General features: G+C 71.5%; 20 protein-coding genes, 1 pseudogene and 1 riboswitch. Of the genes and pseudogenes, 10 read left to right on the plus strand and 11 right to left on the minus strand.

What is annotated here, in order from left to right:
* From E1286_RS32080 to E1286_RS32115, 8 genes and pseudogenes are all read right to left on the minus strand, one after another.
* Positions 1 to 1,168 (minus strand): annotated as a pseudogene (locus E1286_RS32080) (hypothetical protein); the annotation flags it as partial.
* A 442-nt stretch (positions 1,169 to 1,610) separates the two neighbouring features.
* Entirely contained in the window at positions 1,611 to 2,891 is a 1,281-nt protein-coding gene (locus E1286_RS32085) for an acyltransferase family protein (protein WP_246075405.1), read from the minus strand.
* Positions 2,892 to 3,167: 276 nt separating this feature from the next.
* Positions 3,168 to 4,331: an acyl-CoA dehydrogenase family protein gene (locus tag E1286_RS32090; protein WP_132618424.1), complete on the minus strand. Its 1,164-nt coding sequence runs from the start codon at positions 4,329 to 4,331 to the stop codon at positions 3,168 to 3,170.
* A 13-nt stretch (positions 4,332 to 4,344) separates the two neighbouring features.
* A complete protein-coding gene (locus tag E1286_RS32095; protein ID WP_132618426.1) occupies positions 4,345 to 4,857 on the minus strand; it encodes a MaoC family dehydratase in 513 nt (170 codons plus the stop codon).
* A gap of 84 nt (positions 4,858 to 4,941) precedes the next feature.
* The gene (locus E1286_RS32100) at positions 4,942 to 5,544 is read right to left on the minus strand and encodes an ACT domain-containing protein (protein ID WP_132618428.1); all 603 of its coding nucleotides are present in this window, start codon (positions 5,542 to 5,544) and stop codon (positions 4,942 to 4,944) included.
* Between the two features lie 153 nt (positions 5,545 to 5,697).
* Complete coding sequence (locus E1286_RS32105) at positions 5,698 to 6,102, minus strand: VOC family protein (protein ID WP_132618430.1); 405 nt, start codon at positions 6,100 to 6,102, stop codon at positions 5,698 to 5,700.
* A gap of 72 nt (positions 6,103 to 6,174) precedes the next feature.
* Positions 6,175 to 6,486, minus strand: coding sequence for a hypothetical protein (locus tag E1286_RS32110; RefSeq protein WP_132618432.1), 312 nt, complete (start codon positions 6,484 to 6,486; stop codon positions 6,175 to 6,177).
* An 18-nt stretch (positions 6,487 to 6,504) separates the two neighbouring features.
* Positions 6,505 to 7,767 (minus strand): NosD domain-containing protein, encoded by a 1,263-nt coding sequence (locus E1286_RS32115; protein WP_246075406.1) that lies wholly within the window; start codon positions 7,765 to 7,767, stop codon positions 6,505 to 6,507.
* 292 nt (positions 7,768 to 8,059) lie between these two features.
* Here E1286_RS32115 and E1286_RS32120 point away from each other — a divergent pair, with 292 nt between their 5' ends.
* Both E1286_RS32120 and E1286_RS32125 read left to right on the plus strand, forming a co-directional pair.
* Entirely contained in the window at positions 8,060 to 9,559 is a 1,500-nt protein-coding gene (locus E1286_RS32120) for a glycoside hydrolase family 13 protein (protein ID WP_132618434.1), read from the plus strand.
* Positions 9,560 to 9,623: 64 nt separating this feature from the next.
* Positions 9,624 to 10,982 carry a sensor histidine kinase gene (locus tag E1286_RS32125; RefSeq protein WP_132618436.1) on the plus strand — a complete coding sequence of 453 codons (1,359 nt, stop codon included), beginning with the start codon at positions 9,624 to 9,626 and terminating at the stop codon, positions 10,980 to 10,982.
* Between the two features lie 89 nt (positions 10,983 to 11,071).
* On the opposite strand, the gene E1286_RS32130 is transcribed toward E1286_RS32125, so the two are convergent.
* A complete protein-coding gene (locus E1286_RS32130) occupies positions 11,072 to 12,397 on the minus strand; it encodes a cation:dicarboxylate symporter family transporter (protein ID WP_132618438.1) in 1,326 nt (441 codons plus the stop codon).
* A gap of 109 nt (positions 12,398 to 12,506) precedes the next feature.
* On the opposite strand from E1286_RS32130, the gene E1286_RS32135 reads away from it, so the two are divergent.
* From E1286_RS32135 to E1286_RS32155, 5 genes are all read left to right on the plus strand, one after another.
* Positions 12,507 to 14,012, plus strand: a complete 1,506-nt coding sequence (locus tag E1286_RS32135) for a sensor histidine kinase (protein WP_132618440.1) — start codon at positions 12,507 to 12,509, stop codon at positions 14,010 to 14,012.
* Positions 14,009 to 14,686: a response regulator gene (locus E1286_RS32140; protein ID WP_132618442.1), complete on the plus strand. Its 678-nt coding sequence runs from the start codon at positions 14,009 to 14,011 to the stop codon at positions 14,684 to 14,686. The genes E1286_RS32135 and E1286_RS32140 overlap by 4 nt, the downstream gene beginning before the upstream one ends.
* Positions 14,687 to 14,761: 75 nt before the next feature.
* The gene (locus tag E1286_RS32145; protein ID WP_132618444.1) at positions 14,762 to 16,816 is read left to right on the plus strand and encodes an N-acetylneuraminate synthase family protein; all 2,055 of its coding nucleotides are present in this window, start codon (positions 14,762 to 14,764) and stop codon (positions 16,814 to 16,816) included.
* 30 nt (positions 16,817 to 16,846) lie between these two features.
* On the plus strand, positions 16,847 to 17,827 hold the full coding sequence (locus E1286_RS32150; protein ID WP_132618446.1) for a glycosyltransferase family 2 protein: 981 nt from the start codon (positions 16,847 to 16,849) through the stop codon (positions 17,825 to 17,827).
* Positions 17,828 to 19,090, plus strand: coding sequence for a polysialyltransferase family glycosyltransferase (locus E1286_RS32155; protein WP_132618448.1), 1,263 nt, complete (start codon positions 17,828 to 17,830; stop codon positions 19,088 to 19,090). It abuts the gene before it with no gap.
* Here E1286_RS32155 and E1286_RS32160 read toward each other — a convergent pair.
* Positions 19,074 to 20,255 (minus strand): DUF6716 putative glycosyltransferase, encoded by a 1,182-nt coding sequence (locus E1286_RS32160; protein WP_132618450.1) that lies wholly within the window; start codon positions 20,253 to 20,255, stop codon positions 19,074 to 19,076. The two genes, E1286_RS32155 and E1286_RS32160, sit on opposite strands and share 17 nt — an antisense overlap.
* Entirely contained in the window at positions 20,252 to 21,196 is a 945-nt protein-coding gene (locus tag E1286_RS32165; RefSeq protein ID WP_132618452.1) for a hypothetical protein, read from the minus strand. The genes E1286_RS32160 and E1286_RS32165 overlap by 4 nt, the downstream gene beginning before the upstream one ends.
* 92 nt (positions 21,197 to 21,288) lie before the next feature.
* On the opposite strand from E1286_RS32165, the gene E1286_RS32170 reads away from it, so the two are divergent.
* From E1286_RS32170 to E1286_RS32180, 3 genes are all read left to right on the plus strand, one after another.
* Complete coding sequence (locus E1286_RS32170) at positions 21,289 to 22,110, plus strand: aldo/keto reductase (RefSeq protein WP_132618454.1); 822 nt, start codon at positions 21,289 to 21,291, stop codon at positions 22,108 to 22,110.
* Between the two features lie 27 nt (positions 22,111 to 22,137).
* Positions 22,138 to 23,091: a Gfo/Idh/MocA family protein gene (locus E1286_RS32175; protein WP_223190610.1), complete on the plus strand. Its 954-nt coding sequence runs from the start codon at positions 22,138 to 22,140 to the stop codon at positions 23,089 to 23,091.
* A gap of 379 nt (positions 23,092 to 23,470) precedes the next feature.
* Positions 23,471 to 23,609, plus strand: a riboswitch (cyclic di-AMP (ydaO/yuaA leader).
* Between the two features lie 13 nt (positions 23,610 to 23,622).
* On the plus strand, positions 23,623 to 24,330 hold the full coding sequence (locus tag E1286_RS32180) for a C40 family peptidase (protein ID WP_132618458.1): 708 nt from the start codon (positions 23,623 to 23,625) through the stop codon (positions 24,328 to 24,330).
* The last annotated feature ends 44 nt before the right edge of the window (positions 24,331 to 24,374 follow it).

Genomic DNA, 24,374 nt, shown 5'->3' on the forward strand with positions numbered 1-24,374 from the left:
CGCCGGGGGTGTCCTCGATCGTGATGCCGCCGCGCGACAGGGCGGCGCGCAGCGCGTCGGCCACGTCGTAGCGGCCCTGCGCGCGCAGCTCGCCGCGGAGCGCGAGCAGCGCCTCCACCAGGCGCGGCAGGCTCCGGGAACGGCGGGTCTCGGCCGAGGCCAGCTCGCCGAGGCGGGCGATCAGCAGCCGCAGCACCTCGCGGGCCTGCTCGACCCCGCCGGAGTCCTCCTCGGTGTCGGCGGCCCATTTGACGATCTCGGTCTCGAGGTCGAGCACCGCCTGCGCGGCGGCCACCGGCTCGGGCCGGGCCGCCGCCGCCCGGAACAACCCCTCGCACGTGCGGATCGACTCCTCCAGGGTGGCCTCGGTGGGAGCCTCCCGCCGGTCGGGCGAGGGCGGGGGCGGCGCGGGGGCGTCGGCCGCGCCCTCCGCCAGGCGGCGCAACCCGGCGAGGTCGGTGTCGGTGCCGGCCGGCAGGAACGCCTGGGAGCCGGGCCGGCGTACGGTCAGCCCGCCGCGGCCCGCCACCCGCACCGACTCGCTCTCCAGGTCGATGACCAGGGCGGTGTGCTCGTCGAGGCCGAGCACGGCCGTGCCGGGCGGCAGCTCGCGCTCCATCCGGGACAGGCGGCGCTCGCCGAGGTAGCAGAAGCGGGTGTCGTGGGTGCCGCCCTCGGCGTTGTCGAAGTGGGGGATCAGCACGGCCCGCAACCCGAGCGGCTCCAGCAGGCCGAGCCCTTCGCGCCAGTGCGGTTCTGCGCCCACCTTGTAGATCTCGTAGACGGGCACCGTGGCCAGGCCGGCCGTGCAGGCCGCCGCCGAGGCCAGCACGGTCACGCCCTCCCGCGCCCTGATCCGGGCGCGCAGGTCGCCGGCCACTCCTGAGCCGGTCCACCGCTCCAGCGCGTACGTGGGGCTGCCGGGGCCGGAGAACACCCAGTCGGCACCCGTGATGCCCGCGGCGACCTCGACGTCGAGGCCGACGCTGCGCGCGAAATAGCGGTGGGCGCGGGCCGAGATGTCGGCGTGGTTCTCCTGGAAGGCGTAGGGCGTGTCGAGCAGCACGGCCCGTGCCCCCGGACGCAGCGTCCGCGCGGCGGCGCGGTGGATCTCGACCATCGTCGGGCTCGTCTCCCCCGACCCCATCAGCACCAGCAAACCGGCCATGGCCGTCGGCCCCCTCTCTCCCACGCCATCGACTACACCCCGGACGGCCCCCGGCGTTCAAGAGCGGGAGACATATGCTTGATGGACGCACCTGCACATCATTGGCAGTAAGTTGTTGGCGGTGACGGGAGGACACGTGGTCTCGGTCGAGACGCTCATGCTACGGGTCGATGCCGACGGTCGCTGGTCGTACCGGCAGGCCCGCGCCACGCCGCCGCGCGGTGAGAGCCCCGACGCGACGGCCCGCAGGCTGGCCGGCGTCGCGGCGGGCGACGGCGACACGGTCGTCCACTCCACGAGCTGGCGTCACCAGCCGGGCGGCACGATCGTGCTGACCTACGCGGTCTGCCCCGATCCCGCGCCGTGGCTGCCCGCGACGGAGGTGCCGGTGCTGGAGATCGTCCGGGGCGAGGCGCCCGCGACGCCGTCGCCCGGGCAGATCTCAGTCGCCAACGTTGTCGCGCACGCGGTCAGGCACCTGGCCTTCCTCATGGCCGAGGACCCGGTCGTCGCCCGGGTGCTCGGGCACCACCCGGGCCTCGCCCGCGCTCTGGAGCCGGCTCTGGCGTGAGACGCGGCGGCCGAGAGCCTGCATGGGCTTCTCGACGTAGCGGTAGGCCAGCGCGCTGAGCGCCACGACCGCGACCAGCGCCACCGCCGTCACGGCCAGTTGGTACGGCAGCTCCCGCGCCCGGAGGTCACCGGTGACCTCCACGACGTACTTCAGCACCGGGTGGTGCACCAGGTAGAGCGAGTAGCTGATCAGGCCGAGCCACACGGCCACCTTGGGCAGCCGCCGCCCCCGCAGCGCCATCGTGCCCGCGAACGTGGCCCCGGCCAGCGCGATCGTGGTCAGCCACACACCGGTCTGGACCCACCACCAGCCGCTCATGACGGCCCACACCGGCGTGATGCCGACCAGCGCCGCGGTGACCGCCACCGGCCACAGCCCGGCGTCGCCGCGCTCCCACCGGTAGATCGCCGTGCCCGCGAACATCACGGCGAGCACCGCCACCCCGAGCCACGGCACGCGGCTGCTCAGCACCAGCAGCGTCACCGCCATGAGGCCGAGCACGACCGCGGCGGCCGTACGGAACTTTCCCCCCACCACGCAGGTCAGGCCCACCACGAAGACGGCGCACGACGCGTACGCCGTCCAGCTGCCGCCGAGCACGGCGCCCGGCGCGAGCAGCCCGACCACCACGGCCCCGCCGGCGAACGCCATCGCCAGCGTGCCGCTGCGCTGATGTCCCCTCGTCAGGAACAGCGCGGTCACCACGAGGTAGAAGACCATCTCGTACGACAGCGTCCACATGGTGTCGGCGACGCCGCCGACGCTGACGACGTCGAGCAGCATGGTCGCGTGCGCGGCCACCGCGCTGCCGTCGCGCGGCACGGCCTCGCGCACCGGCACCCACCAGGCCAGGGCCAGCACCAGCGCGATGACGGCAAGGTAGAGGGGGTAGAGGCGGAAGAACCGGCTGATCCAGAACGCGCGCACGTCGCCGTGGCGTTCCAGCGAGGCCGGGATGATGTAGCCGCTGACCAGGAAGAAGACCAGGATGCCGTAGACGCCCGGGTTGAACCAGTAGAACCGCAGGCTGGGCAGGTACCAGGGCAGGATGTGCTCGACCACGACGGCCAGTGCCCCGATGCCGCGCAACGCGTCCAGCCAGGCGAGCCTGGGAGCGGACATGACGGACTGCGGGGCGGCGATGGACACCCGCCTCAACCTACCCCGTTTTCGTATGGACAGATGCCGCGGGAGGCGCACTTCGGGCACCGCGTCTCAGGAGGCGCGGTGCGTGGAGAGGGAGGCGTGGTGGTCGGCGCCCGCGGGGCCGTCGGGCCCGGCGGCAGGGCGACGGCCAGCCTGCGGGTGGAGGCCACCGACGCCGCGGGCAACACCGTCACCCAGACCATGCACGCGCCTACAGCGTGCGCTGACACGATCCGGGCACGGCGATCCGGGCACGGCCGGCCGGCCGTGCCCGGATCGTCACCAGCCGACCTTGCCCTTGCCGGAGATCAGGGCGCGGGCGATGACCATGCGCTGGACGTCGTTGGTGCCCTCGCCGATCGCCATCAGCGGCGCGTCGCGGTAGAGCCGCTCGACCACGAACTCCTGCGAGTAGCCGTAGCCGCCGTGGATGCGCATCGACTCCAGGGACGCCTTCAGCGCCACCTCCGAGGCGAAGTACTTCGCCATGCCGGCCTCCATGTCCACCCGCCTGCCGCCGTCGGCCTGGGAGGCGGCCCAGTACGTGAGCAGCCGCGCGGCCTGGATCTCGGTGGCCATGTCGGCGAGCTTGAGCTGGACGGCCTGGAAGTCGGAGATGGGCTGGCCGAACGCCGTGCGCTCCCGCGAGTACGCCAGCGCGGCGTCGTAGGCGGCCTGGGCGACGCCGACGGCGCGGGCGGCGATGTTGACGCGGCCCATCTCCAGCCCGCCGAGCACCTGCTGCATGCCGCGCCCCTCGACACCGCCGAGCAGCGCCGAGACCGGCACGCGCACCTCGTCGAGCACGACCTCGCACGTCTCGGTGCCCTTGTAGCCGAGCTTGGGCAGGTCGCGGCTGATGCCGAAGCCGGGTGAGGCCGGGTCGACCAGCAGCACCGACATGCCGCGGTGCGCCGGCTGCTCGACGGAGGTCTTGACCAGCACGGGCAGCGGGTCGGCGTGGCGGGCGTTGGTGATCCAGGTCTTGGTGCCGGTGACGACGTAGTGGTCGCCGTCGCGCACGGCGCGGGTCTGGATGCCCTGCAGGTCGGTGCCGGCTCCCGGCTCGGTCAGCGCGATGGCCGTACGGCGGGCGCCGGTGGCCAGGTCGGGCAGGTGGCGGCGCTTCTGCTCGTCGGTGCCGTGGCGGGCGATCATCCAGCAGGCCAGCGAGTGGGAGCCGATCGTGCCGGCCACGCCCATCCAGCCCCGCGCGATCTCCTCGAAGACCAGCGCGAACGTCACCATGTCCGCCTCCAGCCCGCCGTACTCCTCGGGCACGGACAGGCCGAACAGCCCCATCTGCTTCATCTTCTCGACGATCTCGGCTGGATAGCGGCCGGAGTGCTCCCACTCGGTCGCCACCGGCACGATCTCCTTGTCCACGAACGTGCGCAGCGTCTCGCGGAACGCCTTCTGCTCGTCGGTCAGCTCGAAGTCCATATGCCTCGAATCCTCACAGCGGGCCCGTCTTGGCCTGCGGGAAATATCCCTTGTCGTGGGGCGCGTCGCGTTTGTACACCATGACGGTTCGCGTCCACGACATGATCTCGTCGCCGTCCTGGTTGAGCCCGCGCGTGCGGAAGCCGACGATGCCGGCGTACGGGCGTGACTTCGAGTCCCGCTTGGTGGTCACCTTCGACTCGGCGTAGACGGTGTCGCCGATGAACACGGGGTGGGTGAGTTTGATCTCCTCCCACCCCAGGTTCATGATCGCCGTCTGGCTGATGTCGATGACCGACAGGCCGAGCACGACGGCCACGGTGAGCCCGGAGTTCACGATGATCTTGCCGGTGGGCGCCTTGGCGGCGAAGTGGGCGTTGAAGTGGTTCTGGTTCGTGTTCATGGTCAGGAGCGTGAACCAGGTGTTGTCCGCCTCGCTGATCGTGCGTCCCAGCGGGTGCTGGTAGACGTCGCCGACCACGAAGTCCTCGTAGTAACGCCCCAGACCTGGTTCGTGGACGGTCACCGGCTGCTCCTGTTCACACGGTCAGATTCCCCACGTTAGTAATCAGCTGTTTTCCGGGTCAATCGGCTGTGTGACGAAAAAGGATCAGGTGCGGGCTGCCAGTTTGGAGACGACGTCCACGATGCGGGCGGCGCGTTCCACCTCGGCGCGGTGGAACACCGGTCCCTCCGCGCGCGCCACGACCACGTGCAGCCCGGCCGTCAGCACGGGCAGCAGCATCAGCCGGTGTTCCTTGCCTTCCATGCTGATGGCCCGCGGCGGCGCGTCGGGCGGCTCGAACTCCGGCGGCGCCGCCAGGGAGGCATGCCGTACGGCGCCGTCGGCCACCGCCACCGACCACTCCGCCCCGCACAGCCCCGGCAGCGCGTCCACCAGGGTGGCGAAACCGCGCGACGGCTCGGCGACCACGTGCATGAGCAGGTCGTAGTCGGGCGCTGAGCCGGGCACGTCCTTCGTCGGCCACACTCCCTCGATCCGCACGCCGGGCATGGCCGACAACCGTTCGCGCGCCTGCGCGGGGGTCATCCGCCCCGGCCAGGAGACGGTGAAGTCGTCCACGGCCCGTCCCGCCTCGCGTTCGAGGACGGTGACCTGGAGGATGTCCGCTCCCAGAGCACCCAACGACTTGGCGACCTGGCCGAGTCCTCCAGGCCGGTCCGGCAGCGACACCCTCAGTCGCAGCAGCATTGCACGCCCCCTTTCCAGAGGCTCTCACAGTGCCGTGGAAAGATTTCAAGCACGTTCCACGGATATGTCGCACATGCTGCGCTTATATCCCAGGATGCAGTGTTAAGTCGGGTTTGTCGATAAAGGGAGGTTGGAGTTTCCGCAGGTCATCCGTCACTCATCGGCGGGGCGTTCCTGCAGGACCCAGCCATTGCCGTCGAGGTCGTTGAAGAACACGAACGAGTTCCACCGGCCGCCCCTGCCCTCGGCCAGGGTGCCGTCCTCGGCGTAGTGCTTGACGGCGCTGACCTCGACGCCGCGCCCGGCCAGCTCGGCCCGCGCGGCGTCGACGTCGGGCACCACGATCTGCAGCCCCCGCACGGCTCCGGGCTCGGTGCCGGTGGGGGCGCCGATGACGATCGAGCAGGCCGACCCCGGCGGGGTGAGCTGCACGATGCGCACGTCGTCGCCGGTCCGGGTGTCGTGGTCGACCACGAACCCGAGCTGCTCGCTGTAGAAACGCTTCGCCTTGTCCACATCGGCCACCGGAATCGGAACGACTTCGAGCTTCCAGTCCACCTGTGCTCCTTCCACGCGTGGTGATGGTGCCTGTCACGTACGCGTCGAACGGGGTGTCCCGGATTCGACAGTTCAGCCGGCGGCTTCCCAGACGGCCTCGAACGCCTCCGCGGTGACCTCGCCCAGCTCCCAGATCTCCAGCGGCTGGTCGGTGAGGAAGCCGTGCTCGTCGTACAGGTGGCGCCACCAGTAGCGGTGAGCGACCCGGCCGTCCGGGCCGGGGCCGATCTCGACCTGCCGGACCGCCCAGTGCTCGCCGTCACCCTCGACGCTCTCGAACAGCCAGGCCCGGCCGTTGCCGCCGCCCAGATGCCAGTAGTGGCGGGGCGCGTCGGACTCGGCGAGCTGCCGCACCAGCGGCCTGCGAAGGTCTTCTTCCAGCACGCCGTTCACTCTAGATGCTCAGTGCTGGAACGCCCCCGCGTCCGGGGCGCCGGCCAGCGGCCTGCCGGAGGCGTCCTTGGCGAAGGCCTTGCCGCCGTACCAGGAGTGGGTGAGGGCCACGCCGCGGCCGAGCGCCGGGGAGCCCGGGCGCACGCGCAGATCGTTCGGGGCGAAGAAGCGCGGGTCGGCCATGACGGACTTCGGCCCGAGCGCGAACCTCGCCCTGCGGCTCTTGTACACGCTGCCGGCCTCGTCGGCGCCCTTGCCGTCCTCCCAGCCGGCCTCGCCGCCGACCACGATGACGTTGTTGCGCAGCTTGAGGATCGACGGCGCGCAGCCGTCATGGCAGGACCAGCCGATGGTGTCGCGGGCCGGCAGGTAGACCGAGTTGTGCACGGCGACCGTGCCGTTGACCGGGCCGACGATGTGGCGCGGGCCGCGGGTGATGAGGAAGGAGCCGCGGCTGCGCGTCGAGGTGACGACGTTGAAGGCGAAGACGTTGCCGGAGGCGGTCTTGCCCTTCTTCGCGCCGAGCTCGGTGAAGGTCTCGTTGTTCCTGGCGACGTTGTGGGTGATGAGGTTGCGGTCGCCGTTGTAGACCTCGACCGCCGCGCCGTCGGCGCCGTAGTCCTTGCTCTTGGCGAAGCTGCCGGTGATGGTGTTGCCGCTCACCACGTTGTCGTCGCCGTTGAGCAGCACGCCGAACGCGCCGGAGTCGTCGTCGCCGCCCGCGTCGTTGACGCTCATCCGGTTGTTGTCGGCCAGGACGCTGTCGCGGACGGTGTTGCGCGAGCCGGAGTAGGCGACGTGGACACCGGCGATGTTGCGGTCGGCGTGCACACCGGACAGTTCGTTCTGGTCGCCGTCGAGCCGGAACCCGGCCCAGCGGCAACCCGAGGCGCGCAGCCCGCTGACGCGCCAGTGGTCGCCCTTGACGATCACGCAGTCGTCGTCCTTGCCGCTGATCCTCGCCAGCGGGCCGGTGCCGTACGGCTTGATCACGATGGGCTGGGCGGCGGTGCCGCTCGCCTCCAGGGTGAGCGGGCCGGTGAAGCCGCTGCCCCGCTTGAACGCGACCGTGTCACCCGGCTTCAGGTCGGCGGCGTTGACGGGGGCGAGGGTCTTCCACGCGGTGTCGGCGCTCGTACCGGCCGCCGCGTCGTCTCCGGCCCGGGAGTCGACGTAGTAGGTCGTGCCCGCCCTGGCGTGCGTCTGCGCCTGGGTCGCTGACGGGACGGCAGGAAGAAGCGAAGCGACCAGGGCCACGGACAGCAACCTCATGCGAGCACACCACTATCTAGTTGAATCGGAACGGAATTGCGGCAGTCGCCACCGTAGCGTGATCGTCATGTGACGCGCCACACACTCGGCGAAGCTCCGGCATGTGACATGACGCCGCCGTCAAGCCCGTGGCAGAGCTCGGCAAAGCCAACGCCAAGACGGCCTTCGCCCGAGACCATGTACCCTCTGCCTGCAACTTTCCGCAACTTGCGCTTGACCGTTCGCCGGAGAAGGCGCGATCCTGCACCAGACCATCACCCGACAACTCGGGTCATCCGGGGGAAGGACAACCATGCTCGGCAACGACGACTGGTGGCGCGACGCCGTCGTGTACCAGGTGTACCCTCGCAGCTTCGCCGACGCCGACGGCGACGGCATGGGGGATCTGGAGGGCGTGCGCGAGCGGCTGGGCCATCTCGCCGACCTGGGCGTCGACGCCGTCTGGCTGAGCCCCTTCTACACCTCCCCGATGGCCGACGGCGGCTACGACGTGGCCGACTACCGCGACGTCGACCCGATCTTCGGCACGCTCGCCGACTTCGACGCGCTCGTCGCCGAGGCCCACGGCAAGGGCATCAGGGTCATCGTCGACCTGGTGCCGAACCACTCCTCCGACCAGCATCCGTGGTTCCAGCAGGCCTTGCGAGGCGAGCGCCGCGACCGGTACGTCTTCCGCGACAAGCCCAACGACTGGGAGTCGATCTTCGGCGGCCCGGCGTGGACGCAGGTCGCCGACGGGCAGTGGTACCTCCACCTGTTCGCCCCCGAGCAGCCCGACCTCAACTGGGAGAACCCGGAGGTGCGCGCCGAGTTCCGCGACGTCCTGCGCTTCTGGCTGGACCGGGGCGTCGACGGGTTCCGGATCGACGTGGCACACGGCATGATCAAGGCCGACGGGCTGCCCGACGTGGGCGTGAAGGAGGGCCCGCAGGCCGAGATGCTGGGCGACGAGATCGTGCCGTACTTCGACCAGGACGGCGTGCACGACATCTACCGCGAGTGGCGGCCGATCCTCGACTCCTACCCGGGCGGGCGCATGGCGGTGGCCGAGGCGTGGGTCTCCTCGCCCGAGCGGCTGGCCCGTTACGTCGGCCCGGACGAGCTGCACCAGGCGTTCAACTTCGAGTTCATGATGGCCGACTTCCACGCCAAGTCGTTCCGTACGGTCATCGAGAAGTCGCTGAAGGAGGCCGAGCTGGTCGGCGCGCCCACCACGTGGGTGCTGTCCAACCACGACAAGCCCCGCCACGTCACCCGCCACGGCGGCCTGGCCAGGGCGAGGGCGGCCACCCTGCTGATGCTGGCGCTGCCCGGCTCGGCCTACCTCTACAACGGCGAGGAGCTGGGCCTGCCCGAGGTGCTCGACCTGCCCGACGAACTGCGCCAGGACCCGGCGTTCAAGCGCCGCGGCGAGAGCCGTGACGGCTGCCGGGTGCCGATCCCGTGGACGTCCTCCGGCGACCTCGGCTGGCGCGACCCGTGGCTGCCGATCCCGCCCGCGTGGGCGTCGCTGTCGGCCGAGGCCCAGCAGGACGACCCCGATTCCACGCTGAACCTCTACCGGGCCGCGCTGCGGCTGCGCAAGAGGCACCCGGCGCTCGGCGGCGGCACGCTGAAGTGGCTCGACTCCCCCAGGGACGTGCTGATGATCGAGCGCGATCCGGGGCTGGTCGTCGTGCTCAACACGGGCGAGGAACCCGTCAGCGTGCCCGGCGAGGTGCTGCTGGCCAGCGGGCCACTGGCCGCCGATGGGGCAATTCCCCCAGACACCGCCGTCTGGGTACAACGCTGACGATTGGCCGAAACTTTTCCTTTACCGGACAAATACCTGCAATTACGCTCGGTAACCTCGGGGGGTGGCACCCCGGTGGGTCCGGTCCCTGCGTGTCCGCGTCACCCTCATCGCGACGGCCGTCGCCGCCCTCGTGCTCATCCCCGTGGGCGTCGGCGGCATCGCCGTGTCCCGGGCCCTGGTCACGGCGGGCGTCTACAGCGAGACCCGTGACACCGCGGAACGCGTCGCCTTCGAGATGCGGGGCGGCGCGCTCCCCCTGGGCTCGTCCATCCCGGTGCCGCACCCGTCCGTCGACCTGATCCAGGTCGTCGCGCCAGACGGCCGGATCCTCGCGACCAGCGACGCGGCCAGGAACCTGCCGCCGCTCAGCGACGTACGTCCAGGGGCTCGCCACCGCGTGGTCAACACCACCAACTGCCTGCCCACCGAGTGCGTCCACCTGACCGCGGTCCGGGTCTCCATGAACGCCGACTCCCCCATCGTCTACGCCGGCCGCGGGACGCCCGAGATGCTCGCCACCCGGGTCGTCGACGTCGTCGTGTACGCCGAGATCGCCGTCCTCATCGCGCTGGCCGGCTGGGCCACGTGGCTGATCACCGGCCGCGCGCTCCGGCCGGTGCGGATCATGGGCGGCGAGCTCGACGCCGTGCACGCCGGCGACCTGAGCCGCCGCGTCACCCAGCCGCCGGGCGACGACGAGGTGGCCCAGCTCGCCCGGTCCGTCAACGGCACGCTGGAGCGGCTCGAACGCTCAGCCGAGCAGCAGCGCCGCTTCGCCTCCGACGCCTCCCACGAGCTGCGCACGCCGATCGCCGGGCTGCGCGCCCAGCTGGAGAGCGCCCAGCTCTACCCGGAGGACACCGACCTGCAGAAGCTGGTGGACAGCGCGCTGCGCGACACCGACCGGCTGGAGGCGATCATCACGGACCTGCTGCTGCTGGCCAGGATCGGCTCGCGGGTGGACGCGGCCAGGGAGCGCATCGACCTGGCCGGTCTCGTCCGGGCGGAGCTGAAGGTCAGGAACGACAAGCTGCCGGTGCGGGTGGACCTGGACCAGGGCGTGGTGGTCAACGGCGTACGGCTCCAGCTGGCCCGCGTCCTGACGAACCTGCTGGACAACGCCCAGCGGCACGCCGAGCACACGGTCCGGGTCACGGTCGGCAGACAGGGCGGCCAGGCGGTGCTCGCGGTGGAGAACGACGGCGTGGAGATCGCGGTGGAGGACCGTGAGCGCATCTTCGAGCGTTTCACCCGCCTGGACGCCGCCCGCAGCCGCGACGTCGGCGGCACCGGGCTGGGCCTGGCCATCGCCCGCGACGTTGCCCAGGCGCACCGCGGCCACATCTGCGTGGAGGACTGCAAGGGCGGCGCCCGCTTCGTCCTGCGCCTCCCCACAGCCCCACCGGACGAAGCCTCCTGAACCGCCTCCTGAACCGCCTCCTGAACACCCCGCTCGACGGGACGGCGGGGCCGGGAGACCCCGGCCCCGCCGTGAAGGCGCCGCTCCGCTCAGGCGGGCGTCATCTCCTTGGCCGGCTCGCGCCGCTCCGGCTCGTCGTCGTCGAGCAGCGTGGCCTCGTCGAACGGCGCCTGCCCGGCCAGCACCTGCCCGGCGCGCTCCCGGTCGAACTCGCCGGTCCAGGTGCCCACGAGAACCGCGGCCACGGCGTTGCCGGCGAAGTTCGTCAGCGCGCGGGCCTCGGACATGAACCGGTCGATGCCCACGATGAGCCCGACGCCGTCGACCAGCTCGGGCCGGTGCGCCTGCAGGCCGCCGGCCAGTGTGGCCAGGCCCGCGCCTGTCACGCCCGCCGCGCCCTTGGAGGCGATCATCATGAAGAGCAGCAGCGCGAGCTGCTCCCCGAACTCCAGCGGCGACCCGGTGGCCGTGGCGATGAACAACGTGGCCATGGTCAGGTAGATCGCCGTGCCGTCGAGGTTGAACGAGTACCCGGTCGGCACCGTGATGCCGGCCACCGCCTTGCTCACGCCCAGGTGCTCCATCTTGGCGATGAGCCGCGGCAGCGCCGTCTCCGACGACGAGGTGGACAGGATGAGCAGGAACTCGCGGCCCAGGTAGCGCAGCAGCGACCACAGGTTGATCCGGGCGACCACCCACAGGATCGTGCCCAGCACCACGCCGACGAACAGCACGCACGTCACGTAGAAGGCGATCATGATGATGGCCAGGCTCTTGAGCGCCTCGATGCCGGTGGCGCCCACGACCGCCGCCATCGCGCCGAACGCGCCCACCGGGGCCGCCCACATGATCATGGCGAGGATGCGGAACACGAGCCGCTGCAGGTGCTCGATGCCGCGCAGGATGGGCTCGCCCTTCGGCCCCATGGCCTGCAGCGCGAACCCGGCCAGCAGCGCCACGAGCAGCGCCTGCAGCACCGAACCCTCGGTGAGGGAGGACACCAGCGTCTTGGGGATGATGCCGAGCAGGAAGTCGACCGTGCTGGCCTCCCCGCCCTCGGCCGCGGCCGTCTCCGCGGCCTGCCGGGCGCTGTCGGTCAGCTGCAGCCCCGCCCCGGGGTCGATGAGGTTGCCGACGAGCAGGCCGATGATCAGCGCTACCGTGGACATGACGATGAAGTAGCCGAGGGCGAGCCCCCCGACCTTGCCGACCTTGGCGGCCTGGCGCACCGAGCCGACGCCGAGCACGATGGTGCAGAAGATGATCGGGCCGATCACCATCTGGATCAGCGCGACGAAGCCGGTGCCCAGCGGCTTGAGGGCCGTGCCGACGTCCGGCCAGAGGAAGCCGACCATGATGCCGAGCAGGACCGCCACGATGACGGCCAGGTAGAGATATCGGGTGCGATCACGCATGGCACTGTCTTTCAGCAGGTTTTGGAGGGACCTTCTGATGTGCGACTATGCGCCTCACGAGTGATGCAGGTCACCATTGCGTAAGTTTCGTTCACGGAGAGGTCCCCAGATGCGGCGCTGGAGTCTGGCGGGCCAGATGCTGGTGCTGCAGCTGCTCGTGGTCGCCGTCACGGCGACGGGCGGCGCGGTGCTGGCGCTGGTGCAGGCCCACGAGTTGCTGACCGAGGAGGCGGGCGCCACGGCGAGGGCCGTGGCCGTCAGCGTGGCGGCCTCGCCCGACGTGGCCGACGCCCTCGACGACCGCGACCCGAGCGCGCGCCTGCAGCCGTACGCCGAAGGGGTGCGCCTGGCCACGGGCGTCGACTTCATCACGATCATGCGGACCGACGGCACCCGCTACACCCACCCGAACCCGGCCGAGATCGGCCGCCGGTTCCTCGGGCACACCGGGCGGGCGCTGGCCGGCGAGACGTTCACCGAGACCTACACCGGCACGCTCGGCCCCTCCAAGCGCTCGGTCACCCCCGTCGTGGCGGACGGCCGGGTGCGGGCACTGGTCAGCGCCGGCATCACGATCGACCGGATCAGCGCCCGGCTGCGCGACCAGCTCGCCTGGGGCGGGCTCATCGTGGCGCTCGCACTGGCCCTGGGCGCGGCCGGCACGTGGCTGGTCACCGTACGGCTGCGCCGCCAGACGCACGGGCTCGGGCCGGTCGAGCTGGGCCGCATCCACGACCACCACGACGCGGTGCTGCATGCCGTCCGCGAGGGCCTGCTGCTGGTCGGCGGGGACGGCCGGCTGACGCTGTGCAACGACGCGGCCCGGCAGCTGCTCGCCCTGCCCGCCGACGCCGAGGGCCGCCACGTGTCCGAGCTGGGCCTGGCCCCGCTGGGCGAGGTGGTGCTGAGCGGCGAGGAGGAGCAGGTGCATCTGGTCGGCGACCGGGTGCTGGCGGTCAGCACCGCGCCGAGCCGGCTCGGCACGGTGGTCACCGTACGCGACCACACCGAGCTGCAGGCGCTGACCGGCCAGCTCGACGCAGAGCGCGGCTTCGCCGAGTCGTTGCGCTCGGCCGCGCACGAGGCGGCCAACCGGCTGCACACCGTCATCACGCTCGTGGAGCTGGGCCGCACCGAGCAGGCGGTCGCGCTGGGCACGGCCGAGCTGCGGGCCGCCCAGGAGCTGACCGACCGCGTGGTGGGCTCGGTACGCGAACCGGTGCTGGCCGCGCTGCTGCTGGGCAAGAGCGCCGAGGCGGCCGAGCGCGGCGGCGAGCTGCTGATCAGCGAGGACAGCGAGCTCGACGACCTCGGCCTCGACCCGCGCGAGCTGGTCACCATCGTGGGCAACCTGATCGACAACGCGATCGACGCGGCCGGCCGCGTGGAGGTGCACCTGAGCGGCGACGAGCACGGCGTGGTGATCCGGGTGGCCGACGACGGGCCGGGCCTGACGGACCCGGCGGCGTTCGAGAAGGGCTGGACGACCAAGGGCGACGGCCACGGGCTGGGCCTGGCGCTCGTCGGGCAGGCGGTGCGGCGGCTCGGCGGCACCATAGAGGTGACCGGCTCCGTGTTCACCGTGCGGTTGCCCGTTCCGGAGCCGGCGCGATGATCCCTGAGAAGATCAGTGTGCTGGTGGTGGAGGACGAGGAGATCACCGCCGAGGCCAACCGCATCTACGTGGAACGGGTGCCCGGCTTCGAGGTCGCCGGGGTGGTCAGGTCCGGCGGGGAGGCGCTGCGCTTCCTGCGCCGCCGGCCGGTCGACCTGATCCTGCTCGACCTCAACCTGCCCGACATGCACGGCCTGGAGGTGTGCCGGGCGGTGCGGGCGGGCGGGCTCATGTGCGACGTCATCGCCGTCACCTCCGCGCGCGACCTGGCCATGGTGCGCTCGGCGGTGTCGCTGGGCGTCTCGCAGTACCTGCTCAAGCCGTTCACGTACGCGACACTGGCCGAGAAGCTGCAGCGTTACGCCCGGTTCAAGGAGGAGGCGGGCCTCGCGGTCGGGCAGGGCGACGTGGACCGGGTGCTCGGCACCCTGCGCGGCAGCTCCGAGCTGCCCAAAGGCATGTCGCGCGACACCCTCGACGCGGTCGCCGCGCGGCTGCGCGAGCACCCGCACGGGATGGCGGCGCAGGGCGTGGCCGACATGGTCGGGGTGTCCAGGGTGACGGCCCGCCGCTACCTGGAATACCTGGTGGAGCTGGGGATGGCGGTACGCGTCCCGAGGTACGGCGGCGTGGGCCGGCCAGAGTTGCTCTACCGGATCCCCATGGAAAGTTAATGACGGTGACGCTGGCCGTTCAATCCAGCCATCTAGCTTCTGGGTGCTGTCCGATGCACTGAGGAGAAGAACACCGTGCGAGTCCTGGCCGTAGTTCCCGCCCGCGGAGGTTCGGCGGGCGTACCCCTGAAGAACCTCGCCCTGGTCGGGGGCGTCCCGCTGGTCACCAGGGCGGTGCGCGCCTGCCTGCGCGCCGAGCTGGTCGACGAGGTCGTGGTGAGCACCGACCACGCCGGGATCGCCGAGACCGCCGAGCAGGCCGGCGCCACCGTCGTCGAGCGTCCCGAGGAGCTCAGCGGCCCCACCGCCTCCAGCGAGTCGGCCGTGCTGCACGCGCTCGACGCGCTCGGCGCCGACCCCGAGGTGGTCGTGCTGGTGCAGGCCACGAGCGCGTTCATCGACCCCGCGACCCTGTCGGCCGCGGTGCGCAAGGTGCTGGACGGCGAGGCCGACTCGGTCGTGTCCGGGCTGCCCACGCACGAGTTCCTGTGGACGGCCGCCGGCGCCGGCGTCAACCACGACCCGGCCGTCAGGAAGCGCCGCCAGGAGCTCGACCCGCAGTTCCGCGAGAACGGCGCCTTCTACGTCATGCGCACCTCCGGCCTGCGCGAGCACGGCCGCCGCTTCTTCGGCACGATCGCCGTGCAGCCGGTGCCGCCGCAGCACGCCATCGAGATCGACCGGCCGGAGGACCTCGAACTGGTGCGCGCGCTGGCCCCGTTCGTCGACCAGCCCGAGCCGATCGACGTGGACGCCGTCGTCACCGACTTCGACGGTGTGCACACCGACGACCGCGCCTACGTCGACTCCGACGGCCGCGAGATGGTGCTGGTCAGCCGCTCCGACGGGATGGGCGTCTCGCTGCTGAAGCGCTCCGGGGTGAAGGTGCTGGTCATGTCGACCGAGCAGAACCCGGTGGTGGCCGCCCGCGCGCTCAAGCTCGGTGTGCCGGTGCTGCAGGGCCTGTCCGACAAGCGCACCGCGCTGCGCGAGTGGCTGCGGATCGAGGGCCTCGACCCGGCCCGCGTCGCCTACGTCGGCAACGACGTCAACGACCTGGGCGCGATGGCCGAGGTCGGCTGGCCGGTCGCCACGCCCGACGCCCACCCGAAGGCGCGCGCCGCGGCCCGCGTGGTGCTGACCAGGCCCGGCGGGTCCGGCGCGGTGCGCGAGCTGGGCGACCGCGTGCTGGCCGCCCGGCCGGAGACGGCCGCGACGCCGGTCGCCCCGGTGGCGCCGGTCCGCGCCCGCCCCCGCTTCGCGCCGGTGCCGATCGGCGACGTGCTGGTCGGCGACGGCGAGCCGGTGTACGTCATCGGCGAGATCGGCATCAACCACAACGGCGACCTCGACATCGCCCGGCGCCTCATCGACGTGGCCGCCGACGCCGGCTGCCAGGCGGTCAAGTTCCAGAAGCGCACCCCCGCCATCTGCGTGCCCGAGGAGCAGAAGGGCCAGATCCGTCAGACGCCGTGGGGCGAGATGACGTACCTGGAGTACAAGGAGCGCACCGAGTTCGGCCGCGACGAGTACCGGCAGATCGCGAAATACTGCGACGAGCGTGGGCTGCACTGGTTCGCCTCGCCGTGGGACGTCCCCTCCGTGGAGTTCCTGGAGGAGATGGACGTGCTGGTGCACAAGGTGGCCTCGGCCAGCATCGCCGACCACGAGATGCTGCGCGCCCTGGCCGCCACCGGCAAGCCGATCATCCTGTCGACCGGCATGTCCACGCTGTCGGAGATCGACCAGGCGGTCGAGATCCTCGGCACCGACAAGCTGATCATGATGCACGCGACGTCGACGTACCCGCTGCCTCCCGAGGAGGCCAACCTGCGCACGATCACCACGCTCAAGGAGCGCTACGGCGTCCCGGTCGGCTACTCCGGGCACGAGCGCGGCCTGCAGATCTCGCTGGCCGCCGTCACGCTCGGCGCGGTCTGCGTGGAGCGGCACATCACCCTCGACCGCACGATGTGGGGCTCCGACCACGCCGCCTCGCTGGAGCCGTCCGGCCTGGAACACCTGGTACGCGACATCCGCATCATCGAGCAGGCCATGGGCGACGGCGTCAAGCGCGTCTTCCCCGGCGAGGAGGCTCCGAAGGCCCGCCTTCGCCGGGTGACCGTCTAGACAAGTCCGTAACCCCTGGAGACATTCACTTTGACCACCCTCTCGGTCGTCGTACCGGTGCGGGACGGCGAGCGGTACATCGCCGACGCGCTCACCTCGCTGTGCCGCAACGCCCGGCACGACTTCGAGTTCATCGTCGTGGACGACGGGTCCGTGGACGGCACCGGCGAGGTCATCGCGGACTTCGCCGGTGAGCTGCCCGGCCTGACCGTGGTGCGCAACCCCTCCCCCGTGGGGCTGGCGGACGCGCGCAACACGGGCCTGTCGGCCGCGACAGGCCGGTACGTCACGTTCATGGACGGCGACGACTGGCTCGCCCCCGGTTACCTGACACAGCTCGTCGAGGCCATCGACGGGCTCGGCTGCGACTTCGTCCGCGCCGACCACGTGCAGGTCGAGGGCCGTAAGCGGGTCGTGCACCGCGCGCCGGCGGCGCGGCGGGGCGCGGTGCTCGACCCCCGCGACGCCATCCTGCCCGCCGACGTGCGGACCATGGTGGACTACCCGTACGCCTGGGCGGGGATCTACCGGCGTTCGCTCGGCGACCTGCTGCGTTTCCCCGGCTCGCTGCACACGGCGGAGGACCGGCCGTGGATCTGGCGGCTGCACCAGGAGGCGGCCTCGTTCGCGGTGGTGTCGCTGGCCGGGGTGTTCTACCGGCGGATGGTGGCGGGGTCGCTCACCCAGGTGGGCGACGAACGCCAGCTGCACTTCTTCGACGCCTTCGAGCTGGTCTTCAAGGACGTGGACCCGCGCTTCCTGCCCAAGGCGGTGCGGAACTTCTGCGCGCTGCTCGGCCACCACCTGGAGCTCGGCGACCGGTTCACGCCGGAGCTGCGCGCCCGCTTCGAGGAGCGCGGCGCGCAGATGCTGCGCGCGCTGCCGGTGGAGCTGGTGGCCGGCTCGGTCGCGCGGATGTCCGCGGAACGTGCGGCCGCGCTGCGGCCTGTGCTGCCCGACCTGCCCCCCAGCCCGCACGTCCGGGTCCGCCGGGACCGGGAGGAGACGTAAATGAAGGTCTTCTACGCCTCGACGCTGTTCGGGGTGATGTCGCTGGCTGCCGCCATCGACGACGGCCGGTTCGGCGACGGCCGCCGCGTGCTGATCGTGTCGAACAACGCGGCCGTCCCCGAGGTGGCGACGCCGCTGGAGCAGACCCCCGGCTTCGCCGTGCTGCGCTCGCGCTTCGACGAGGTGCGCTCCTGGAACGAGCTCATCGCGCCGCTGCACCCGTCGGACTGGCGGGCCCGCGTCATCGAGGTGCCGATGATGGAGCGGCTGCTGCGCGCGGTGTGGGGGCTGGAGGACGTCGAGGAGCTGGTGCTGGAGTCGATCGCGGTGGCGCCGGCCCGCACGATCGCGGGGCTGGTGCGTGACTGCCCGATCTCGGTCTACTCCGACGGGCTGATGAGCTACGGCCCCACCCGCGACCCGCTGCCGGCCGAGATCTTCCGACGCATAGAACGGCTCATCCACCTCGACCTCGTGCCGGACCTCACGCCGCTGCTGCTCAGCGAGTACGGCGTCGCCCCCGAGGTGCTGCCCGCCGAACGGTTCCTGGCGGTCGTGGACGAGGTCACCGCGACCGCCCCCGACATGCTGGCCGGGCAGGCGCTCATTCTCGGTCAATACCTGTCGGCGCTCGACATCGTGACGCCGGAGGAGGAGGCCGGGCTGCACGACACCATGCTCGCGGCGCTGGCCGCCCGCGGCTACACCAGCGTCGTCTTCAAACCGCACCCGGCCGCCGGGCGCCGGCACGCCCAGCTCATGCGGGCCGCGGCCGACCGGATCGGGGTGCGGCTGGCGGTGGCCGGGGAGAGCGTGCCGGCCGAGGTGTGCTTCGCCGCGCTGCGGCCCGAGCTGGTCACCGGCTGCTTCTCGACCGCGCTGGTGACGGCCCAGCGCTGTTTCGGGCTGCCGGTGGCCTCGTACGGCACCGAACTGGTGCTGGAGCGGCTGACGCCGTACGAGAACAGCAACCGGATCCCGGTCACGATCGTCGACGCGCTGCTGCCCCGGCTGTCGGACGAGGGGCACATCGACCGGCCGCCGGCCGTCGACCTGCCCGCGCTGGTGCGCGCGGTCGGCTACTGCATGCAGGCCGACGCCTATCCGGACCTGCGGCCGGCGGAGATCGCGTTCGATCCGCGCTACTTCAAGCGCAAGCGCCTTGAGGCGCTCGGCTTCGCCGTCCCGGCGGCCAGGGCCGAGCAGAAGCCCAAGCCCGGCGCGCTCACCCGGATCGGCAGGAAGCTCAGGTCAGCGCTTTGAGGTAGCGGCGCACGCGGCGCTTGGCCCGGTATCCCACCCGCAGCATCTTCGGCGGGACCTCCACCCGGAGCCGGGCCCTGCGCCGCGCGGCCGCGTGCTCGGGCCCGTCGAGCAGCGACCTGGCCGGCGTGCGCGAGTGGGAGATCACCAGGCCGGTCAGCAGCCCCGTCCAGTCACTGCGCTCGGCGGGGTGGAAGTAGTTGGCGGCGCACCACGCCGGCGAGGCGGTGTGGAACCTCCCGGCGGCCAGGTCGTCGAGCGTGCCGAGCAGGCCGCTGTCCTCGAACACCAGGTTGATCATCTCGGCGTCGACGCCGAAGTCGCTGAGCACCAGCGTCGGCACGCCGAGCGCGATCGCCTCCAGCGCGGCCGTGGAGCTGACCGTGACGAACCCGGCCGCCCGCGTGAGCTGGTCGTGCATCGACCCGGTGGCGAACTCCACCCGGCCCGGCTCGCCCATCTCCCGCCACAACCGCTGGTAGTGGAAACGTTCCTTGTGCGTCTGGCGCTCGTCCTCCAGGGCGCGGAGCTTGACCACGACGTCGAGGTCGGGGCGGGCGGCGGCCAGCTCGGCGAGCACGCGCAGGATGCTCTCGCGCTGCTCGCGCGGGCGCGGCACCTTGGCCTGGGTGGCGAACACCACCCGGTCCCCGCCGCGCGCCGGCGCCTCGAAGGCTGGCCCCGCGGGGCGCAGGAACGGCAGCCGGGCCAGGCCCACCGCCCCTCCCCCGCCGAGCCGGGCGGCGATCTCGGAGAACTCCGCCACCTCGCGCTCGCTGTGCACCACGAACAGGTCGCAGCCGCTGCGGAACAACCACGCCTTCTCCGTCGCCGGCACCGAGATGCCCGGCAGCCCGCTGACGAACACCGGTCGCGGCCGCAGGCCGGCCAGCACGTCGGCCACCAGGATGTCCACGACGGGGCCCGTGCAGGCCACGAGGATCACGTCGGGCCTGGTCCGCTCGGCCAGCCGCCGCACGGAACGGGCCGACAACACGGGCGGCGCCGGGCGCCCCTGCACGGCGGCGGCGATCTGCTCCCCCGAGGGGGCGATCGGCGTGCGCACCACGGCCAGCTCCGTCACGCAGCCCGGGGGCAGGTCACCGAGCAGGCAGGCCGCCCACTTCAAGTACGAGTCGGAGTCGGCGACCGCCAGCACTCTCACCCAGACACTCCAGTCAAATGCGATCGCAGGGCGGGGGCCGCCCTGCTGGTCCACCAGTCATCGGGAACGTCCACGGGTTCGACGGCGACACCGCGCGGGCTGAGCAGCACCCGCAGCGAGGTGATCGCGGTCGAGGGCAGGCTGAGCACCCGCTGCCCGGCGTCGAGGCCGCGCAGCGTCAGCTCGGCGGGCGCGCCGGCGTCGTGGACGGTGATGCCGGGACGCTCCCGGATCAGCGCGACGTCCACGGGGTCCTCACGGCGGTGCGGGAAGTACGCCAGCGGCTCGCGCGCGGCCAGGTCGGTCAGCCAGCGCAGGTAATGGTCGCGGTGCACCAGACCGTTGCGGACGAGCGAGGTGCCGAGCACGACCGTGCGCTCGGCGGGCCCCTCGGCGCTCAGCGGCTGGGCGCGCAGCCAGGCGAAGTCGTGCCGGACGAGCTCGACGCCGGCCCGGCGGACGGCCGCCTCCAGCTCGGCCTCCACCGGCAGGGCGGTGAAGACCGACACCCTGCTCGCACGCAGCCGCAGCGCGGCGGCCAGACCCAGCGCGGCGCGCAGGCGGCCCGCCTCTGCGCGGGCGCGCAGCAGCGGTCGGTACGGGCCGTCCGCGATCAGTTCCAGCAGCCGCAGCGTGGCCAGCCCGTCGTCCACGATGACGACGCGGCCGGGCCTGGACAGCAGCCAGCGCAGCTGGACGCGGCCGGAGAAGGCGTCGCCCACGGCCTGCACACGCCGGGGCATACGCTCGCGCGGCTCGCTCAGCACCAGCCCCTCGGGCAGCCCGAGGCGGCGCAGCTCACGCCGCGTGGCCTTCAGGGCCCGCAGCCCCGCGCGCGGCACGATGGCCGTCGCAGGGCCGAGCAGCCCGGCATGGTGGGCCTCGACGGCGCACAGCATCTGGAGCGGGGACTCCACCCAGGCCGACGCCTGTTCGACCACTCCTGCCCTCCAGTCGATGGCCCGTTCACGACCGCTTCAAGCTAGCCCCACCGCCTTAAGCGGTCAGAAACGCGACATGAACAATGGAGGGTATGAATTCGCTGCTGCTGAACACCGACGGCGTCCAGATCCCGCAGCTCGGCTACGGCGTCTGGCAGGTCCCCGCCGACGAGGCCGAGCAGGCCGTCGGCCTCGCCCTGCGGGCCGGCTACCGGCATGTCGACACCGCTGCCGCCTACGGCAACGAGGAGGGCGTCGGGCGCGCGGTACGCGAGAGCGAACGGCCGCGCGAGAAGGTGTTCGTCACCACGAAGCTGTGGAACTCCGACCACGACCGCGCCGAGGCGGCCTTCGACGAGAGCCTGGAACGGCTGGGCCTCGACTACGTCGATCTCTTCCTCATCCACTGGCCGGTGCCGGCCCAGGACAAGTACGTCCAGGCCTGGCGTGCCCTGGAGAAGATCTACCGTGACGGGCGCGCCAAGGCCATCGGGACCTCCAACTTCACGATCGAGGCCCTCACCCGGCTCATGAACGAGACCGACATCACCCCGTCCATCAACCAGATCGAGCTCCACCCGTACTTCCAGCAGCGCGAGATGCGAGCCTTCCACGAGGCCAACGGCATCCTGACGGAGGCCTGGAGCCCCCTCGGCTCGGGCCGCGGCCTGCTGGAGGACCCGGCGCTGGAACTGCTGTCGCGCAAGTGCGGCAGGACCCCCGGGCAGATCGTGATCCGCTGGCACCTGCAGATGGGCCACGTCGTCATCCCCAAGTCCGTGACCCCCGCCCGGATCAAGGAGAACATCGGCGTCTTCGACTTCGTCCTCGATCAGGAGGACATGGCCGCCATCAGCGCGATGAACCGCGGTCAGCGCCTCGGAGCCGACCCCAACACCTTCAACATGACCTGATTTTTACCTCGGTGTACGATTTGCCGCGTGCGAGACTTCACGTGGGGAATTGCGGCGACCGGCGGCATCGCCCGCACCGTGGGCGCGGCCATCGTGGCGGAGCCGGGGATGCGGGTGGCCGCCGTCGGCTCCCGCGACCTCGGCCGGGCCCAGGTCCTGGCCGCCGAGCTGGGGGCGGAGTCGGCGTACGGCTCCTACGAGCAGCTGTGCGCCGACCCGAACGTGGACGCGGTCTATGTGGCGACTCCCCACGCCCAGCACCTGCAGGTGGCCGAGGCCGCGATCGCGGCGGGCAAGGCCGTGCTCTGCGAGAAGCCCCTGGCCGCCGACCTCGACGACGCCGAGAAGATGGTGCGCCTGGCCCGCGAGGCGGGCGTGTTCCTGATGGAGGCCATGTGGATGAGGTTCAACCCCCTCGTCCAGCGCCTGGCCGCCGACCCGCGCTTCGGCGACATCCGCTCGGTGCAGGCCAGCTTCGGGTTCTCGCTGCCGTACGACCCCGCGCACCGGCTGTGGGCGCCGGAGCTGGGCGGCGGCGCCCTGCTCGACCTCGGGATCTACCCCTTCGGGCTGGCCCAGCTGCTCATGGGCATGCCCACGGGGCTGCACGTCACCGGATCCCTCGCGCCCAGCGGGGTTGACGCGGAGGCGGCCGGCGTATTGCTCTACCCCGGCGGCAGACACGCCCTCGTGGCCACCTCGTTGCTCGGGAATTACCCCAACCAGGCCTGTGTTGTAGGTACGCAGATGCGGGCGGACATCCCGGCGCCCTTCTGGGCGCCACAGCGGATCGTCCTCTCCGGCCCCGACATGGAGCCGGAGGAGCACGTGCTCGATCCGGCGGACAACGGTTACGCCGGAGAGCTGCGCGAGGTCCGCGCCGCAGCGGCCGAGGGCAGGACCGAATCCTCGATCATGCCCCTTGACGAATCCCTGGCCATGCTGGGGCTTCTGGCCGACGCCCGCAGGCAGCTCGCCTGACGGGCACTCCATGAGGCTGAGCCGACCGGGGTGTTGCACTGCCCCCGTGGCGCACACGGTCTCGTGGAAATCTCGTTGCCGGGGAATTACCCCGGCGCGAGCCTGGTTGTCATGGCCGGACGCGGGACATCCCGGCGCTCTCGTGAGTGCCTCATCCGCGTCGCCGCAGGCCCAAGGCCCGATCGATTTGCCGATCTTGCGCCTTGACGAATCCCTTGCCATACCGGGGGTTCGGGCCGACGCCCGAAGGCTTTTCGCCTGACTGGGCCTTTATGGAGTTGTAATCCTCTTGCCCCATGTATTACTTTATGGGGCATCTTGCGGCGAACGTCCGGTTTGTCCGGCGTTGTCCGACCATCGCACGACACATCACAGGATCGTCCTGTGACCGCTGAATCCGCCTTCGGGCGGAACCGGGGACCCAAGTCCTTTCGGGGCGAATCGGCACTTCGGTGCCGTAGGGCAGCTTCCACGCCCGAGCCCGTCAGCTAACCCGGTAAGCGGCATGGAAGCAAGGAGTAAACCCGCTCGATGGCCAAGCACCGTATTCTCGCTGCCTCGAAGAAGAACATCGCCCGTGCCGCTCTGGGCACGTCCGTCCTCGCCACGGTCCTCGGCGGCACCGCCGTAGCGAACGCCGAAGCCACGACGACGCCGGTCAAGACCGCCACCGCGGCCGTCACCGCCAACCACCCGGACAACGCCCAGAAGCCGGCCGGGAAGAAGTCCGAAGAGACCAAGGTCAGCGTCACCGCCCAGCAGGTCCTCGACCTGGCCAGGTCCCAGGTCGGCACCTCCGAGAACTCCGCCGGCGGCGGCACGCCGTACCAGAAGTGGTACGCCGCCTCGCAGCGCGCGGCCGAGACCATCAACCGTGACGGCGGCAACCGCGCCGCTTACCTGAACGCCCCGTGGTGCGCGATGTTCGTGTCCTGGGTCGGTGAGCACTCCGGCGCCCGTCCGGCCATCGGCTGGGACGCCTACACCGTCACCTACGCCAAGTGGTTCGAGAAGAACGACCGCTGGGGCACCAAGGTGCAGCCCGGCGCCGTGGTCTTCTTCTCCTGGAGCGGCAGCAAGGACCTCGACGACATCAACCACGTCGGCTTCGTCGTGAAGGACAACGGCGACGGCACGATCTCCACGGTCGAGGGCAACACCGGCAACGGCAAGGTCGAGGAGCGCGTCCGGCCGAAGTCGCAGGTCGTCGGCTACGGCTACCCGCAGTACGCCGCCTGACCGGTTCCCCCGCGAGGCGTGTGTCCCCCGTACGAGGGGACACA

Origin of the sequence: Nonomuraea terrae (genome assembly GCF_004348995.1) — a bacterium.
In the GTDB taxonomy this organism is placed as follows: Bacteria; Actinomycetota; Actinomycetes; order Streptosporangiales; family Streptosporangiaceae; genus Nonomuraea; species Nonomuraea terrae.

Excerpts from the sequence above, each read along its gene's own strand:
- E1286_RS32130 (WP_132618438.1), bottom strand. The coding sequence starts at position 12,397 with ATGCGTGATCGCACCCGATATCTCTACCTGGCCGTCATCGTGGCGGTC.
- E1286_RS32155 (WP_132618448.1), top strand. The coding sequence starts at position 17,828 with ATGAAGGTCTTCTACGCCTCGACGCTGTTCGGGGTGATGTCGCTGGCT.
- E1286_RS32100 (WP_132618428.1), bottom strand. The coding sequence starts at position 5,544 with ATGCTGCTGCGACTGAGGGTGTCGCTGCCGGACCGGCCTGGAGGACTC.
- E1286_RS32090 (WP_132618424.1), bottom strand. The coding sequence starts at position 4,331 with ATGGACTTCGAGCTGACCGACGAGCAGAAGGCGTTCCGCGAGACGCTG.
- E1286_RS32170 (WP_132618454.1), top strand. The coding sequence starts at position 21,289 with ATGAATTCGCTGCTGCTGAACACCGACGGCGTCCAGATCCCGCAGCTC.
- E1286_RS32140 (WP_132618442.1), top strand. The coding sequence starts at position 14,009 with ATGATCCCTGAGAAGATCAGTGTGCTGGTGGTGGAGGACGAGGAGATC.
- E1286_RS32180 (WP_132618458.1), top strand. The coding sequence starts at position 23,623 with ATGGCCAAGCACCGTATTCTCGCTGCCTCGAAGAAGAACATCGCCCGT.
- E1286_RS32135 (WP_132618440.1), top strand. The coding sequence starts at position 12,507 with ATGCGGCGCTGGAGTCTGGCGGGCCAGATGCTGGTGCTGCAGCTGCTC.
- E1286_RS32120 (WP_132618434.1), top strand. The coding sequence starts at position 8,060 with ATGCTCGGCAACGACGACTGGTGGCGCGACGCCGTCGTGTACCAGGTG.
- E1286_RS32115 (WP_246075406.1), bottom strand. The coding sequence starts at position 7,767 with ATGAGGTTGCTGTCCGTGGCCCTGGTCGCTTCGCTTCTTCCTGCCGTC.